17 protein-coding genes are annotated in these 17,483 nt (G+C 39.7%); all 17 read right to left on the reverse strand.

From position 1 onward, the window contains the following. Positions 1-138: 138 nt before the first annotated feature. The 17 genes from L659_RS0119565 to rbfA all read right to left on the reverse strand — a co-directional run bounded on the left by L659_RS0119565 (position 139) and on the right by rbfA (position 17,414). Positions 139-354, reverse strand: coding sequence for a TIGR02450 family Trp-rich protein (locus L659_RS0119565; RefSeq protein ID WP_007585532.1), 216 nt, complete (start codon positions 352-354; stop codon positions 139-141). A 70-nt stretch (positions 355-424) separates the two neighbouring features. Continuing rightward, the gene (locus tag L659_RS0119570; protein ID WP_024591616.1) at positions 425-778 is read right to left on the reverse strand and encodes a cupredoxin domain-containing protein; all 354 of its coding nucleotides are present in this window, start codon (positions 776-778) and stop codon (positions 425-427) included. A gap of 20 nt (positions 779-798) precedes the next feature. Continuing rightward, positions 799-3,045 carry a heavy metal translocating P-type ATPase gene (locus L659_RS0119575; RefSeq protein WP_024591617.1) on the reverse strand — a complete coding sequence of 749 codons (2,247 nt, stop codon included), beginning with the start codon at positions 3,043-3,045 and terminating at the stop codon, positions 799-801. Next, positions 3,035-3,478, reverse strand: coding sequence for a MerR family transcriptional regulator (locus L659_RS0119580; protein WP_024591618.1), 444 nt, complete (start codon positions 3,476-3,478; stop codon positions 3,035-3,037). Before L659_RS0119580 ends, L659_RS0119575 begins: the two co-directional genes overlap by 11 nt. Before the next feature lie 511 nt (positions 3,479-3,989). Further along, positions 3,990-4,487, reverse strand: a complete 498-nt coding sequence (locus tag L659_RS0119585) for a DUF2059 domain-containing protein (RefSeq protein WP_024591619.1) — start codon at positions 4,485-4,487, stop codon at positions 3,990-3,992. Positions 4,488-4,617: 130 nt separating this feature from the next. Continuing rightward, positions 4,618-4,950, reverse strand: a complete 333-nt coding sequence (locus tag L659_RS0119590) for a Na+/H+ antiporter subunit G (protein WP_007585525.1) — start codon at positions 4,948-4,950, stop codon at positions 4,618-4,620. 9 nt (positions 4,951-4,959) lie between these two features. Continuing rightward, positions 4,960-5,229: a K+/H+ antiporter subunit F gene (locus L659_RS0119595; RefSeq protein WP_007378493.1), complete on the reverse strand. Its 270-nt coding sequence runs from the start codon at positions 5,227-5,229 to the stop codon at positions 4,960-4,962. After that, positions 5,223-5,759: a Na+/H+ antiporter subunit E gene (locus L659_RS0119600; RefSeq protein WP_007585523.1), complete on the reverse strand. Its 537-nt coding sequence runs from the start codon at positions 5,757-5,759 to the stop codon at positions 5,223-5,225. The genes L659_RS0119595 and L659_RS0119600 overlap by 7 nt, the downstream gene beginning before the upstream one ends. Then, positions 5,759-7,276, reverse strand: a complete 1,518-nt coding sequence (locus L659_RS0119605; protein ID WP_024591620.1) for a monovalent cation/H+ antiporter subunit D — start codon at positions 7,274-7,276, stop codon at positions 5,759-5,761. Before L659_RS0119605 ends, L659_RS0119600 begins: the two co-directional genes overlap by 1 nt. Beyond that, on the reverse strand, positions 7,273-7,626 hold the full coding sequence (locus tag L659_RS0119610; RefSeq protein WP_010554685.1) for a Na+/H+ antiporter subunit C: 354 nt from the start codon (positions 7,624-7,626) through the stop codon (positions 7,273-7,275). The genes L659_RS0119605 and L659_RS0119610 overlap by 4 nt, the downstream gene beginning before the upstream one ends. Continuing rightward, the gene (locus tag L659_RS0119615) at positions 7,626-10,418 is read right to left on the reverse strand and encodes a monovalent cation/H+ antiporter subunit A (RefSeq protein ID WP_024591621.1); all 2,793 of its coding nucleotides are present in this window, start codon (positions 10,416-10,418) and stop codon (positions 7,626-7,628) included. The genes L659_RS0119610 and L659_RS0119615 overlap by 1 nt, the downstream gene beginning before the upstream one ends. Before the next feature lie 215 nt (positions 10,419-10,633). Then, positions 10,634-11,809 (reverse strand): hypothetical protein, encoded by a 1,176-nt coding sequence (locus tag L659_RS0119620; protein WP_024591622.1) that lies wholly within the window; start codon positions 11,807-11,809, stop codon positions 10,634-10,636. Continuing rightward, entirely contained in the window at positions 11,796-12,674 is an 879-nt protein-coding gene (gene nlpI, locus L659_RS0119625; protein WP_002958493.1) for a lipoprotein NlpI, read from the reverse strand. The genes L659_RS0119620 and nlpI overlap by 14 nt, the downstream gene beginning before the upstream one ends. Positions 12,675-12,815: 141 nt before the next feature. Beyond that, on the reverse strand, positions 12,816-14,942 hold the full coding sequence (gene pnp, locus L659_RS0119630; RefSeq protein WP_024591623.1) for a polyribonucleotide nucleotidyltransferase: 2,127 nt from the start codon (positions 14,940-14,942) through the stop codon (positions 12,816-12,818). A gap of 620 nt (positions 14,943-15,562) precedes the next feature. Further along, entirely contained in the window at positions 15,563-15,832 is a 270-nt protein-coding gene (gene rpsO, locus L659_RS0119635; RefSeq protein ID WP_007585509.1) for a 30S ribosomal protein S15, read from the reverse strand. A 153-nt stretch (positions 15,833-15,985) separates the two neighbouring features. Continuing rightward, on the reverse strand, positions 15,986-16,945 hold the full coding sequence (truB, locus tag L659_RS0119640; RefSeq protein ID WP_007585508.1) for a tRNA pseudouridine(55) synthase TruB: 960 nt from the start codon (positions 16,943-16,945) through the stop codon (positions 15,986-15,988). Beyond that, positions 16,929-17,414, reverse strand: a complete 486-nt coding sequence (gene rbfA, locus L659_RS0119645; protein ID WP_007585506.1) for a 30S ribosome-binding factor RbfA — start codon at positions 17,412-17,414, stop codon at positions 16,929-16,931. Before rbfA ends, truB begins: the two co-directional genes overlap by 17 nt. Between the last annotated feature and the right edge of the window lie 69 nt (positions 17,415-17,483).

Below are 17,483 nucleotides of genomic sequence, written 5' to 3' on the forward strand. Positions count from 1 at the left end.
AACTCTTTGTTGCTCGGTTTTTACTTAGCCCACTAGGTTACAAACCTCGCGCCGCGATTTAATCGCCCCTAGATTGAACAAATTTCAATCCACAAAGATCAACACGCCCTAGTGGAAGGTAAAGTATATAGATTTAAACTACTTCCACCCTTGTAGCCACTTTTGGTTATCTTTTAAATCTCGCCAACTAATTGGATATTGATTTTTTGACATAACAGCCTCGGTAATACACTCAATTACATTGCCATCTTCATCAAATTCTACCTCAACAATAATGAAGTGTTTTTCTTTATTTATAGAAGGTGTTGCGGTCCATTTACTATTCAATAATTTTTTAGGGTTTAATTTATTCATTTAATATAGCGACTCTTACTCGTAACTTTTATAAGGCAACTATACGACCCCAACACCTACTTAGTTCAGGTTACTCTGCAACTAGCTTGCCCTTATACATTTGCATTTGGCAATGAAAGTCATACTCACCGGCTTCAAGCGCGGGTAGTTTAACTGTATTGCCATCACCCATTGCCAGAGTTTTACTTATATCAAGCTGTGGAAATACCACTGTTTCGGCGCACGGCGCGCTGTCTTTTCTATCAAAGGTAAGTACAACCTCTTTGTTGGCTGCCACTTTAATGTGTCCTGGCTTATAAACACCGTTATCAACGACTATCGTTACTTTGTTGTCATCACTTTGTGTTTGCTCTGGTTTGTATAGCCAAAACCAATAAATAATTGCGGCTATTAACAGTGCACCACCTATATTAATCATCAACATAATGTACTCCTTAGCTTAAATTACGATTTATTTGGTTTGAAAAAACGTAAGCGATTAGCGTTACTTACCACTGTAAGCGATGAAAGTGCCATAGCTGCACCGGCAACAACAGGGTTAAGTAGTATTCCAAAAAATGGATACAACACGCCGGCTGCAATCGGAATACCCGCCACGTTATAAATAAAGGCACCAAATAGGTTCTGTTTAATATTTGAAATAGTTGCATTACTCACTGCAATTGCATCAGCAAGGCCATGTAACGAACCACGCATTAAGGTAATGTCTGCACTTTCTATTGCAACATCGGTACCAGTGCCAATTGCAAACCCTACATCTGCTTGCGCAAGTGCGGGGGCATCGTTAATACCGTCACCTGTCATACCCACTATTTCACCGTTTGCTTGGCGTTTTGTTACTTCGTTTACTTTATCATCGGGCATTACTTCTGCAATAAAGTCATCAATACCAACTTGTTTAGCAACGGCTTGTGCAGTGACTTTGTTGTCACCTGTTAGCATAACTAGGTGGATACCTTTATCTTGCAAGCGTTTAATAGCTTCAACTGAATCCTCTTTAATAGGATCTGCTACTGCAATAATAGCTTGAAGCTTATTATTACTTGCAAAATACATGGGCGTTTTAGCATCACTGGCAAGTGTTTGAGCTTGCTCGGTTGCATCATCAACGGCTACATCGTATTTATCCATTAGCGCTTTATTGCCAAACAACAATGTTTGCCCGTCAACACTGCCAGTTACACCTTTACCTGTAATGGCATCAAAGTCGGCTACTTTACCTAAAGCTAAGCCCTGCTTTTTAGCGTATGCCGTAATTGCTTCTGCCAGTGGATGCTCTGAGCTACTTTCAAGGCTTGCAACAAGTTGCATTACTGTATTTTCATCACTGTTATTAAACGTAACTACATCGGTAACTTGCGGTGTGCCTTGAGTAATAGTGCCTGTTTTATCTAAAATCATGGTGGTAATTTTAGATGTTGTTTGCAGCGACTCACCATTTCGAATTAATATTCCTGACTCTGCGGCTTTACCAATACCTACCATAACCGACATAGGGGTTGCGAGTCCTAGCGCACAAGGACAAGCAATAATAAGTACAGTGGTTATTGCAACAACGGCATAGGCAATTGATGGCTCAGGTCCAAAGTTTAACCATGCAAGGCCCGCAAGTACTGCAATAATCATAACTGTTGGTACAAATATTCCTGATATAACATCAGCTAAGCGCCCTATTGATGGCTTAGAGTTTTGTGCACGCTTTACCATATTGATAATATTGGCAAGTGTGGTTTCGCTACCAATGTGCGTGGCTTTAAATAATAAAGTGCCACTTTTGTTAATACTTCCGGCAACAACTTTATCGCCCGTTTTTTTGCGGACGGCCATTGGCTCACCAGTAAGCATTGACTCATCAACCGTACTGCTGCCTTCAATAACATCGCCATCCACAGGGATTTTTTCACCCGGGCGTACGCGTACTTCATCATTTTTTACAACATCACTAATGTCGATGTCTTGCTCTTGCCCATCGCGAATTACGCATGCAGTTTTTGGTTGCAGGCCAATTAAGCGTTTAATTGCTTGTGAGGTGCGCCCACGTGCTTTTACTTCAAAAGCGAGCCCTAAACTAATTAAACCGATGATCATCGATGACGCTTCAAAATATACGTGTCTTGCGACTTGTGGTAATAAGTTTGGTGCTATTACCACAAACATTGAATACAACCACGCAGTACCTGTACCAAGCGCTATTAATGTATCCATATTGGCAGCATGGTTTTTGAATGCCTGCCATGCACCGTTGTAAAATTGTTTACCTGATATAGCCATAACCACAAGCGTGACTATACCCACTAAAAACCATGCTATTCGTTGTGTGTCGGTGGTCACACTCATGTCAAAAATAAGCCCGTATATCATTAACGGTGCACCGACCCCTAACGCTAATATCATATTACGCATTAGCTTTTTGTAATGTGCCTCGTCCGACTTTGCTTTTTCATCAAGTGCATCTTGATCAGACTCGTTACTCATTGGCTTAGCTGAATAACCAATGTTTTCGACTGCTTTAATAAGCGTGCTTTCGCGGGCTTTACCTTCTACACGGACAGTACGCTCAGCAAAGTTCATTTCCACGTTTTGCGCGCCTTGCACGCTATTAAGGGCTTTTTCAATTTTAGCCACACAACTGCCGCAATTAGCGCCTTCAATAATAAAGTTTTGCGCGGTGTCTTTTGTATTAGTCGTCATTACGCTGCTCCTTATTTGCAGAATCGTTTATTGGATCAACAAAAGATTCTATTAAACTACACACGTCACTGGCATTTGCACCATCGGCTGATGTATCCCATTGCTCCAGAGCTGCATGCATTCTGTTTCGTAATTTTAATGTTTCTTGAAATAGTGCTTCGGTTTCTTCTAGGCGTTTAGTAATGAGTTTACGCGTTAACGGACAAGGACAATTCCCCTGCTCTGACTCGCCTATAATGTGTTGAATATCTTTGAGTGAAAAACCAAGTTGACGAGAGCTAATAATAAACTTTAAACGCTGCTGGTCTTGCTTTGTATACTCTTGATAGCCATTTTCTTCACTGCGTATTGGATAAAGTAACCCAACACGTGTGTAATGACGAACAGTATCGGCAGTCACGCCCATTAACTTGGCGAGTTGTTTAACATACATAATTTAGCTCCGTCGTGTTTCAGTAGCTTCATAATAAACCTAGGTGCAACACATAGGTCAATGACTATTTTAAAACTAATAAAATAATACCAATTCGCTTAATTAAGTAACCAATTTAAGACAAGAAAATAGTGTTGATAACAAGGCAAAGGTTTCGTTATTTAGTTGCTATCACTAATTGCTTCTGCATCCATGCATTCGTATATCAGAAATTTTTTAACGCTGTTAACGCAGAATTTAATCCCTCAAATTGATTAAGTATTGTTGCTCATTGATATAATGACACAAACATAATTAACTTAAGCTGATATCGGGCGTGTATTATCTGGAGGGGGTGTAATTCAGGAGAGAAGCGCCTAAGTAAGGCGCGTATTAATCTAAGGGCGTGTTGATCATTGGTGGTTTAATTTACAGCAGACTGTTTGGTCTTTAGGCAAGGCAGAGCCTATGTAGTGTGGTTATTCCCCATAAATAGGCGATAACGCAGCATAAATACCAAACATGCGCTGCCCTAGTTTGATTCGCTACGGCTTTGCTCTAATTCGTCGCTTAGTTGCTGCGCTAAAGTTTGTATTTTAGGCATAGCATCTTTCATTAAGCTTTGTGACATTTGCATAGACTCTTGCATTACAACAGGCATTTTTTCAAGTATTTTTTGCCCTGTATCTGTTTTATAAAACGCTAACATATCGGCAATTTCTTGCTCACTAAAATGTTTGTCGTACACGCTAATCATCATCGGCTGCATTTTGGCCCAGCTCATTTCGGTTTTTAATACCGTCGTCATGTCGCTGTAGTACTTATCAAAAATTGCCTGTTCAGAAGGCTTAACGCCCATTTGGTCTGACATGCCTTTCATCATACCTTCAACCTGGCCGTACATAGAGTCAACCATTGAATCTAAATTCATTACACTAATAAGTTCATCTATTTTTTGCTGCTTAATATTTTGTTCAGCATACAAACTACTAGAAAAAATCAGTAATGATAAAAGTAGTACCTTACCCATAATAATATCCTTTCATATAAATAATCGTTTTATAGTTACATTATTAATTAGTCTTGTAAAGGGTACAAGCAGTCACTAAAAAGGCCGAATAAAATGAATTTATTCGGCCTTTTATAAATATATTTTTATGTTAATCGTCTTCTACATTATCTAGGCCTTTAGTGCCTTCTTTGGCTTTTAGCTTATGATGAATAGCTGACTTTATTAGCATGTAGCCACTAATCGGTGCCGTAATTAGTAAAAATATAGTAATGAGTATTTCTTTAACACTTAGGCCATGCCCTGAATTTGCAAAATAAACCATAGCTGCAATTAGCATACTTGCCATACCCAACGTTGTTGCTTTAGTTGGCCCATGCAAACGCATAAAAAAGTCAGGTAGTTTAACTAAGCCTATTGAGCCAATTAAAATAAACGTACCACCAAATAACAATAATATTGATACAACCCATTCGCTGATCATGTTTTCACCTTATTCAATTATATCGCCACGTAGTAAATACTTACACACTGCAACTGTACTTATGAAACCTAGCATGGCAATAAGCAGTGCAGCTTCAAAATAAAGCCCTGTATCCATACTAATGCTATATAAAATAATCAGTGCAATGACGTTAATGTACATTGTATCGAGCGCTAAAACACGATCAGGCACTGATGGACCAATGATCAATCGCCATAAATTAAGCAATAATGATAAGCCAATCATCGAAAAAACAATGAGTAATACGGTGTCTAACATTGAAATATCTCCTTTAGTGGAGCTTCGTAGCGTTGTTTTATTTGTTTGATAAGTGCTTCTTCATCTTTAAGGTCAAGCACATGTATTAATAAGTAGCGTTGTGTTGGCTCTTCACCCTCAGGTAACGATTCAGCAATTGGGTAAACCTCTGCACTCACTGTACCGGGTGTAAGCGATACACTACTGGCCAATATGGTAATTGGCATATCATGAGTTAAATCTATCGGTACTTTTATAAATGCCGGACGCAAATTTTTAGATGGCCCAAGTATAAGTAAAGCCACTTGTAAATTTGCTACGACAATATCGTACAGCACAATAAGCAACTGCTTAAGAGCCAAGCCCGGCTTTAAAATTAGTGGCTGAGGCTCGCGAAGCGAAAAACTTAATATTGGGATAAGTATTGCAAAAATAGTCGCTAATACTAAGTGCCCTACCGACACGCTATTATTTAACAATAGCCAAACCATAAACAAAAATAAGCTACGAAATGGCGTTGGTAACCAACGAAAACGGGCTTGTAATCTCATCACATGCCTCCTTTAAGTACAGCATTAATACCGCCGCTTATATCATGTAACTGAGTAGCAGCACCTAGCATGTATTCACTTATTGGTCCGCCAAAAATAACGAGCAATGGCGAACACGCAAGTAAACCTATAATTACAATTACCTGCAACGGGTGTGCATTTGCACAATCTGCGTTTTCGCTATTTTTACTTTTATGCTCCCAAAACAAGGTCGTGCCAGCACGCGAAAGCGCTACCAACAACGCAAAGCTTGTTACTAAATATACAGGCCAAAATAGTAAAGCTTGCTCACTATTTAATGTGGCTTTAAGTATCCAAATTTTACCTACAAAGCCTGATAGTGGCGGCATACCAACTACAGTTAAAGCTGCAACAATAAAGCACACACCTAATAAAAATGGTTGTTTAACAGAGCGACCCGCTACTAGCCTATCACCAACTTTACCGCGCTGCGTAGAAACAAGGTCTGCTAGTAAAAACAGTGCGGCACTAACAAGTGTTGAATGCACTAAATAATATAAAAGTGCAGCAGTGGCATTTACATTTTGCAATGCAATTAGCGCAACCAACGTACCTACCGATACTAATACTAAGTTAGAGGTGAGTTTACGTAAGTCTTGCGCTGCCATAACGCCAATGGCACCCACTATAATGGTGGCAATTGCTAAGCCCCAAAGCCAAGGCTGCGCCATATGTTCAAGCGCTCCTGCTTGTTCGCCAAATATCACCGTGTAAACACGAAGCATGGCGTAAACGCCTACTTTGGTCATAATCGCAAACAATGCAGCAACCACAGGTTTAGCGCTTGAATACGTATTTGGAAGCCATAAATGCAGAGGTAATAGTGCGGCCTTTAAAGCAAATACAATTAATAGTAATAAACCACCTGCTTTTGCTAGGTATACATCATCGCCCGAAAGCTGTGATACTTTTTGCGCCATATCTGCAATATTAAGCGTACCAAGTACACCGTACAAAATACCCAAACCGATTAAAAATACGCTTGAGCCAACTAAATTTAATATTACATATTGCAGTGCCGCACGAGTGTTTTGTTTATCACCTGCATGCATTAACAGTGCATATGATGCAATCAGTAACACTTCAAAAAATACAAATAGGTTAAATAAATCGCCAGTTAAAAACGCGCCATTTACACCCAATATTAAAAAATGAACAAGTGGATGATAAAAGCTGCCCTTTTCATCATCGCCAGCACTACCATATAAAATAGCGCCCAAACCTAAAAGTGAAGTTAACGTAACCAATAAGGTAGATAGCATATCAGCGACTAAGACTATCCCAAATGGTGCAGACCAACTACCAATAGCGTAAACATTAATACCTGTATTATTAATATGTACAAGTAAAAGCACACTAATGGCAAAAGTAGCTATTGCCATTACAATTGAAACTAAGCGGCGAATTTTGACGCTTTTACCACATGGCGGCAGCAGTAAAATAACAGCCGTCAGCATAGGTAATAAAATAGGTAGTGAAGCTAAATGTTGGATCATTTTTGCTCCTTATTATCTGCAGAGGTGTTAGGCACATAACCATCAACATGGTCACTACCTAAATCGGCGCGCCCACGTATTGCCAAAATAACCACAAATGCGGTCATCGCAAAACCAATCACTATTGCAGTTAGTACTAATGCTTGAGGTAGAGGATCGGCGTATTCTGTGCCAGTACCAAGTACTACCGCTTTATTAATAGTAAGGCGACCTGCTGAAAACAAAAATAAGTTAACAGCGTATGAAATCATAGTAAGCCCAAGTACTACAGGGAACGTACGAGCTCTTAGCAGTAAAAACACACCGCAACTGACCAATACTCCAACGCAAGATGCGTACAATAATTCCATTAAATATTTACCTCTTTTTTCTGGGTATCTGCTGTCATATTACCTAAGCTTGCTAAAATCATTAACGTAGCGCCTACAACAGTTAAGTAAACACCTAGGTCAAATGCAATCGCGCTGGCAAGCTCTGTTTTACCGACAAACGGAATATCAAAGTAGTCAAACCAAGTTGTTAAAAATGGCTTATCGAAGAACCAACTACCCACACCTGTAAACAAAGAAATACCAATGCCTGAAGCTATAATTTTGCGATAATTAACATCAAAGCGTTCGTTTATCCATGCTGTACCATGCGCCATGTATTGCAAAATAAACGCGATTGACGTTACCAGTCCTGCAATAAAGCCACCACCTGGTAAGTTATGTCCACGTAAGAAAATATATGCAGAAACTAATAACGCAAGCGGTAATAAACTTTGTGAAATACTCGCCAGTAATATTGGATGGCGCTCTCGTGCCCATGGGCGCCCTTCGCTGTCGCTCGCTGGCATAAATAATGGGATTCGAGAAAGTACTTTAAATATACCTAATGCGGCAATGCCTAATACGGTAATTTCACCAAGCGTATCAAAGCCCCTAAAGTCGACTAAAATAACGTTAACTACGTTAGTACCACCGCCACCAATTTTAGCGTTAGCAATAAAGAAGTCTGAGATTGAATCTAATGGACGTGTAAGTAATGCATAACAAATACTCGCTATCACCACACCTAACGTAGAGGCTATTGCTAAGTCTCGAAGTACGCGTAATGAACTTGATTCTTTTGGCGTATGCTGAGGCAAGAAAAACAATGCCAGCATAAGTAAAATAATAGTAACAACCTCAACAGTTAGCTGCGTAAGCGCTAAATCTGGAGCAGAAAAGCGTGTAAATACAACCGACACCATTAATCCTACAATTGAGAGCATTAATAGCGACACCATTCGAGAGCGATGCCAAATAACGGTAGCAAGAGCACCAATAATCAATAAGCCTGCACCAATTGCATTGTGCACATCAACAGGGGTAAGTGGCATGCTTCCGGCAAGTTGTTGCATTTCAAATAATGGCCAACCCGCACACAGTAATACCACCGCTAACATAATTACTAGGTAGCGCTGCAGCGATCCATTTTCGATACTGCTTACCTTTGACTGACACCAAGCAACAACACTTAAAATTACACGTTCAAACGTCTTTTTAGCGTTTAAAGGTGGTAATGATGCTTGAAATTGAAATAGATATTTACGATTAATATAAATAAATAAGCCGCCAGCAATCGCCATCGCACTCATTAGTAGAGGCAAGTTAAACCCATGCCAGATAGCCAATTCGTACACCGGCATTTCTTTTCCAAGTACAGCTAAAGACGCCGCAGATAAAATGCCATCAATTGTAAAGTGCGGGAACATACCCACTAACAAACAAATCACAACGAGTATTTCTATTGGTACACGCATATAGCGCGGTGGCTCATGCGGCGTACGAGGTAAATCAATTGGTTCACCATTAAAAAACACGTCATGAATAAAGCGTGCTGAGTACGCAACAGCTAATGCACCTGCAACAGTTGCCAGTACTGGAATTAACCACGACATAGAACCAAGCACTTGCTGGTGTAGCGTTTCTGCAAAAAACATTTCTTTAGACAAGAAGCCATTTAGTAAAGGAACTCCTGCCATTGCAGCCGCCGCGACCATCGCAAGCGTTGCAGTGTATGGTAAGTATCGCCACATACCATTTAATTTACGCATATCGCGCGTGCCCGTTTCGTGATCAATAATACCAACGGCCATAAATAACGACGCTTTAAACGTTGCATGGTTAATTATGTGAAAAATAGCAGCAACAGTCGCAAGCTCAGTATCAAGTCCGAGTAATAGCGTTATTAAACCCAAATGGCTTATTGTTGAATAGGCTAACAAGCCTTTTAAGTCGTGTTTAAATAGTGCTATATAAGCACCAAACAACAGCGTAGCTAAACCCGTTAACCCAACGAGCAAGAACCAAGTATCGGTGCCTGCCAAAGCAGGATGAAAACGTGCTAACAAAAATATACCGGCTTTTACCATCGTCGCAGAATGTAAATACGCGCTTACTGGCGTAGGCGCTGCCATTGCATGAGGAAGCCAAAAGTGAAATGGAAATTGTGCCGATTTAGTAAACGCACCCAGTAGCACCAATACCAATGCTACTTCGTATAAATCATGAGATTGAATTATTGCTTTACTCGCTAGAATAACATCTAGGTCGTAACTACCAACAATATCACCTAATAGCATCAATCCAGCAAGTAACGCTAAGCCGCCCGCGCCTGTTACAGCAAGCGCCATACGTGCGCCTTTTCGCGCTTCTGATTTATGCCACCAAAAACTAATTAATAAAAATGAGCTGATGCTCGTTAATTCCCAAAACAACCACAGTTGAATGACGTTGTTAGACATAACAATACCAAGCATTGCAGTCATAAATAGCATTAAGTAACTATATAGCTTAGCCATTGAGTCATTAGCGCTTAGGTAGTAACGGGTGTAGAGGATAACGAGCAAGCCTATGCCTAAAATCATAAACATGAACAATAAACTGAGGCCGTCTAACCGCAGAGACAAATCGAGTCCTATTGACGGGATCCAAGCTAAAGAATAACGAATGGTTTCGCCCGCTAAAACGGCAGGTGCATGGTATAGAGTAATCCCCAAAGCCGTCAAAGGCGCAAGAGCCGTTAAACTAGTGCTTAAATTGCGGGATAACTTACCTGTGCATGCAGAAATAACACTGCCAATTAAGGATAACAAGGGTATCCAGAGCAAAGTCATAATGTAGGGCCTTTTATTATCATAAGTTTATCAGGGCATCTCTTTTTAATACTAAGTGATGCTTTTACTGCCTGTTTTTAAACGACATTAATGACTATAGTTATACTGAAAAACACTGATTTTGTCTATAAAAAGCGGTTCTGTATGGGTGTTTTTTAAACAAGAACTAACAATTTATTAAGCCTAAAAAAACAATTAATTAATACTGATAATTGTTAATTTAATATGGCCTTATTTGCAAATGTAAGCGCGCCAGGGTGACGATGAAAGTTACCATTGGTCATATCTAAATGTTTCAACCAAAGTTGTCTATACTGCGCTGAGAGCCCTAACTGCTGATATTGCATAATAGACCAATTTTCACTAGGTTTATAAGCAATACCTCCTACCTGGCAACTCTTTGCTTTATGCCAACCTGTTGGCGGCGACTCACCATGAGAAATAAATAAATTAGGTGCAACAAAACCTGTTTTTGCACACAACCATGCTTGCTTAGTTTTAGGCAAAGCGTATTCATCTTCAAAACCGTTAAAATGCATCAGCTCATGCAAAAACACACTGTATTTTGCTTTTGAGTTTATTAGCATTGTTCCCTTAGTGACATTAGCCGTTCCGCCTTTTGGCATCATCACTATAAAATCATAATTGTTAGGAAGCTGGTTATTAAGTTTAGATAATTGCCAGTCACACTTTGCTATTTGACTAGTACTACTTTTGCACTCAAGCATACCCGCAACGTAAACTGGTTTTGAAAAGCAAAAAATATTTTCACGGGGCTCTGGTTGTTTATTATAAGCATTAATAAACTCTGTAAGTTTATATAAGCCACTACGATGATCGCTCATAGTCAGCACGTTAAACATACATTGCTTATTAGGTTTGCTTATATTTCTTAAAGATGAAAAACCGAGATCGTGGATAAACGCGGTAGATATTTTACTCTGTGGTGTTTTTAATTGAAGTTTAAGATGATTTAGCACATCCCCTGCTGGTAATTTATTTTTACTAGCAAGTAACTCTAAATCGCTCCAACGTGATTGTTCAAGCAACTTTGCTGCTAATATTTTACGCTCTGGGATTGTTAAGTCATTTATAGCGGAGAGCCAAAATTGTTTTGCAGTATCACTCTGGCTGCTTTTAATAAGCTTAAGAGAATACATATATTGTGCTGAGGAAATTTTACTGCGAGCGAGTATAGCTAAAGAGGTCTTTGGTAACTGCTCTAGGTGATCAAAAAAATAAACTGGTGAATTCCAATAGCTTTGTAGAACATTGGCTTTTGTATTTAAAACATGCCAAAAGCCAATAGCGCCAAGGTGATTACTCGAGCCTGTAATTAACAAACAATATAGTAATACACCTATTAATTTAAAACGCTTAACTTGCGTCAACACCTTGCATCAACTCAAGCTCTAAACGCGCATATTTGTACTCAATAAACTCGTGTACATTAGTTGCTAGCGCAAGCCTAAAGTAGTCTGATGCTAAATACAGCTCACCTGCTGCTTGATGCATTTTAGCTAAATAAAAATAAGCTTCACATAAACGCTGCGCATATTCTTGCTCAGTTCTAACACCATCACTAATGCCAGATAAAAATGCATGTTCACTCATATCCCCCGTATAAAGAGAAATTAACTGATACGCCCATTGTGATTCATCAAGCGCAGTGGCATTTTGTTTAAGTGCATCAAGCGCAACGGCTTTATCCTCTTGTGCTTGTGCTAAATAAACCCATAAAACTCGGTACGGATCTTTTGGAGAGCGAGCTAAAAATTCATTAAAATCATTTTTAGCAAGGCCTGCTCTGTCGCCGTAATACAGTGCGATACCACGATTTAAATAGGCGTATTCATGCTCTTCATCAAGTTCTAGGGCAGAATCGAAAAACTCATAGGCTTTTTCATACTGCTGCATAAGCGTATGTTGAATACCTAAAAAATTATACACTTCAGCTAAATCAGGCTTAAGCTTTACTGCGCGATTAAAATCAATACGCGAAAGAGTTGTCATACCTAGACTATCAAAAAGTACACCACGGTCGTAATAAAGCTTAGCTTGTTGCTCTTCGCTTAAGTCGGCTCTATTTAATAGCTCTGAGTAGCGTGCAATAGCAATTTCACTTCTAAAGTCAGAAGCTAAAGGTGCAGTAAATGGCACATTAACAATCGGGGTTGGTTCTGATTCTGTTGTAGTTTGGCAAGCGCTTAAAGACAAAATAGCAAAAGATGCCAAAGCTAAATGTTTGAGTATCATTAAAATCCTTAATACCAAGATATATCGCGATTAATATAAGACAGACCTTGTCCAATAAGGTTTCATTAAAGCATAAAAAAAGGGGCTAAACAGCCCCTTTTTTATCATCTAGCTAATATAACTAGATTAATAAGTTAGCAATTACGCATCAGTTGGCGCGTCAGCTGCAGGTGCTGCTGATTCCATTGCTTCTTTAATACTTAGACGTACACGGCCTTGGCGATCTACTTCTAGTACTTTAACTTTAACTTCTTGACCTTCAGAAAGGTGATCAGCCACGTTATTAACGCGCTCAGTACTAATTTGAGAAATATGTACTAGACCATCTTTACCAGGAAGAATGTTTACAAACGCACCGAAATCAACAATACGTACAACTTTACCTTCGTAGATAGTACCTACTTCAAGTTCAGCTGTTAATTGCTCAATACGGCTAATTGCATTAGCTGCACTTTCGCCATCAGTAGCGGCAATTTTAATTGTACCGTCGTCACCGATTTCAATCGTTGTACCAGTTTCTTCAGTAAGCTGACGAATAGTTGCGCCACCTTTACCGATAACTTCAGCGATTTTCTTCTGTGGGATTTTCATTGTGTATATGCGAGGAGCAAACATTGATAGCTCTTCAGAAGGAGCAGAAATTGCTTCGTCCATCACTTCTAAGATATGTAAACGTGCAGCTTTTGCTTGTTTAAGCGCAATTTGCATGATTTCTTGAGTGATACCTTCGATTTTGATATCCATTTGAAGTGCAGTGATACCTGCAGCTGTACCAGCAACTTTAAAGTCCATGTCACCTAAGTGATCTTCATCACCTAAGATGTCAGAAAGAACAACGAATTTATCGTCTTCTTTAACTAGACCCATCGCAATACCGGCAACAGACGCTTTAATTGGTACACCGGCATTCATAAGTGCAAGTGAAGTACCACATACAGAAGCCATTGAAGATGAACCGTTTGATTCAGTGATTTCAGATACTACACGGATTGAATATGGGAATTCAGTCAATGTTGGCATTACAGCAGCAATACCACGCTTAGCAAGGTTACCATGGCCGATTTCACGACGCTTAGGAGAACCAACAAAACCAGTTTCACCGACACAGAATGGAGGGAAGTTGTAGTTAAGCATAAAGTGGTTTTTATGAGTACCCGTTAAATCGTCGATTAACTGTGAATCACGTTCTGTACCAAGTGTAGCTGTTACTAACGCTTGAGTTTCGCCACGAGTAAAGATAGCAGAACCGTGAGTACGCGGTAATACGCCAGTCATTACATCCAGTGCACGAATCATATCTGGTTCACGACCATCGATACGTTTTTCGCCAGCAGCGATACGGCCGCGAACGATTTTCTTCTCAAGTGAACCGAAGATTTTACCAACTTCTTGCTTGTCTAGAGACTCGCCTTCAGCAAGTTCAGCTGTTAATACTGCAACAACTTCGTCCTTCGCTTCGCCAAGTGCTTCTTTACGCGCTACTTTATCAGTGATTAAGTAAGCTGCGCCTACTTTATCAGCAGCAATTGCTGCAACTTTATCTTCTAGTGCAACGTTTTTAGCTGGTGCAGTCCAATCCCAAGTAGGCTTGCCTGCTTCTGCTTTAAATTCTTCGATTGCAGTGATGATCGCTTGAGATTGCTCATGACCATATACAACAGCGCCAAGCATTACGTCTTCTGCAAGTACGTTAGCTTCTGATTCAACCATAAGTACAGCTTTATCAGTACCGGCTACCACTAAATCAAGTTGGCTTTCTTCAAGCTCTTTTAATGTAGGGTTAAGTACGTATTCGCCGTTGATGTAACCAACGCGAGATGCACCAATTGGACCACTGAACGGGATACCAGAGATAGCAAGTGCTGCTGAAGTACCAATCATCGCAACCATATCAGGTTGGATTTCAGGGTTAACAGAAACAACAGTAGCAATAACTTGTACTTCGTTTACAAAACCGCTTGGGAAAAGTGGACGAATTGGACGGTCAATAAGACGTGCAATAAGTGTTTCGCCATCGTTAGGACGACCTTCACGCTTTAAGAAACCACCTGGGATACGACCAGCAGCATACATACGCTCTTGGTAGTTAACTGTTAGTGGGAAAAAGTCTTGGCCAGGTTGTGCTTCACGCTTACCAACAACAGTTACTAAAACTGAAGTGTCGCCAATGCTTGCAAGTACAGCGCCGTCTGCTTGACGAGCGATTGCACCAGTTTCTAGAGTCACTGTATGTTGACCTAGTTTGAATTCTTTAATAATTGCTTGCACTTAAAATATTCCTTAAATGTATTCTAATAAGTTGTCATCAAAGTACCAATTACAGTACATAATTGTATTCAGTTGGAAATCAATTAAGTACTACAATTGGCAATGATGTGAATAAGCGTAGATAAACCTTTTTACCTACGCGCATAGTATATACCAAAGCTGCTTCAAAATGCGAGTCTAGGGTGTGTTGATCTTTGTGGATTGAAATTTGTTCAATCTAGGGTCGATTTAATCACGGCGCGAGATTTGTAACCTAGTGGGCTAAGTAAAAATCGAGCAACAAAGAGTTAATCGCCCCTAGGATGAACCCGCAGGGCAGCGCATGTTTGGCATTTATGCTGCGTTATCGCCTATTTATGGGGAATAACCACACTACATAGGCGCTGCCTTGCCTAAAGACCAAACATACAGCTACAAAATTAATCACGAAAGGTCAACACACACTAGCTACTAGATTTAAACTGGGCTAATTAGCGGGTAAATACAACAGCTATTGGTAGGCTATGAAATGGGGGGTTTATATTATAATTCAATAGGTTTAAGAATTTTCTTAATTTGGAAACACAAATTTCAGGCACAAAAAAAGGAGCTAAAAAGCTCCTTTTTCTATAATCTAGTTCTTAGCGACGTAGGCCAAGTTCTTTGATTAACGCAGTATAACTAGTGATGTCTTTACCTTTAAGGTAATCAAGTAGTTTACGGCGAGTGCTTACTTTACGAAGCAGACCACGACGTGAGTGGAAGTCATGCTTGTGATCAGCAAAGTGACCTTGAAGCTTGTTGATGTCAAAAGTAAGTAATGCTACTTGTACTTCTGATGAACCTGTATCGCCTTCTGCACGTGCAAATTTAGCAATGATATCGATTTTTTCTTGATTGCTTAGTGACATAGTAACTCCAAAAATTAAATTTAAAAGGTGTCTTAGCCGATCACTAATTCAGCCAAAACGATTAAGCGGGCGTATTCTACCAACTGTAGGAATAACTACAAGCTAATTATCCCCAACTACAACTAATAAGCCACCGTTAGGCACATTAGTTGCTTATTCAGGCTTTACATAATCGTCTTGCTGACTAGCAAGACCACGTTTAACCTTTAAATGACCGTTTGAGTTGCGCTCACCAGTACCAATAAATATATTATCCGCAACAACTTTAATTGCACCATCAGGTAAAGCGATTGATAATTCTACAGCTTGCCCGTGACTAAAAATCCCCCCTTGTTCTTTTGTAATTTCAACAACGGGTAAATCAGTTAAAGCAGTATCAATTGGTAGCAATAGCGAGTCTAAATAAGTTGAAGGCGCAAGCTCTTCTTCTTTCGCTTTAGCAAGCAACGCTTCAATCTCATCTAGCGAGACCATTTTATCTGCCGGATACTGACCAACAGCGGTTCTGTGGAGCATAATAACGTGTGCGCCACAGCCTAGATTTTCGCCTAAATCATCAACGATAGTACGAATGTAGGTCCCTTTAGATACATGGGCCGTCATTTGTAATACATTGCTTTGCTCATCAAATTCGTCAAACGATAAGCTAAACACGTTTATTTTTCTGCATTTACGAGGAACTTCAATACCTTCGCGCGCGTACTTATATAACGGTCTACCTTGGTACTTAAGAGCTGAGTACATTGACGGATATTGTTCAGACTCACCAACAAAAGCAGCTATTTCTTTTGTTAGCTGTTCACGCGTAACGTTCACATCTTTAGTGCTAACAATTTCGCCATCAGAATCTGATGTTGTTGTACGCTCACCCAGTTGTGCACGAACTATATAGGTTTTATCTGTATCGAGTAAAAACTGCGTAAACTTAGTCGCTTCACCAAAACAAATTGGCAGCATACCTGTAGCAAGTGGATCTAAAGCACCTGTGTGCCCAGCTTTTTGCGCAAAATAAACACTTTTTGCTTGCTGTAATGCTTTATTTGATGAAATGCCTTCAGGTTTGTTTAACAACAAAATACCGTCAACTGCACGGCCTTTACTGCGCTTTGCCATCTGTATCAGTGCCTTCTTCGCTATCTGTATCGTCTACGTGATCAGTACCTTCTTCGCTATCTGAAACATCAGCAGCATCAACACTTTCTACGTCTTCATCTACATGCTTTGCGTTATCTTCGCGGATAATAGAATCCACTAAGTTAGAAATACGCATACCTTCCATTAATGAGTTATCAACTACAAACTTTAACTCAGGCATTATACGTGCACGGATACGCTTACCAAGTAACGAGCGAATATAGCCCGTTGCTTCATTAAGTACTTTTGCGCTTTGCTTTGCTGCGTCTTCATCTTGTGTGTTAAACACAGTAATGAAAATTTTGGCATAAGATAAATCGCGCGATACTTCTACCGCTGACACTGTCACCATACCTAAGCGTGGATCTTTAATTTCGCGTTGTAAAATTACAGCAATCTCTTTTTGGATTTGCTGTGCAACACGATCAGTGCGAGAAAATTCTCTCATTATACTTGTCCTAAAATAATAACTTATTGAAATTAAATAATAAGTTAACTAAATAATGGATATGCAAAT

The sequence above is a fragment of the Pseudoalteromonas sp. S8-8 genome, from assembly GCF_000497875.1.
Taxonomy (GTDB): domain Bacteria; phylum Pseudomonadota; class Gammaproteobacteria; order Enterobacterales; family Alteromonadaceae; genus Pseudoalteromonas; species Pseudoalteromonas arctica.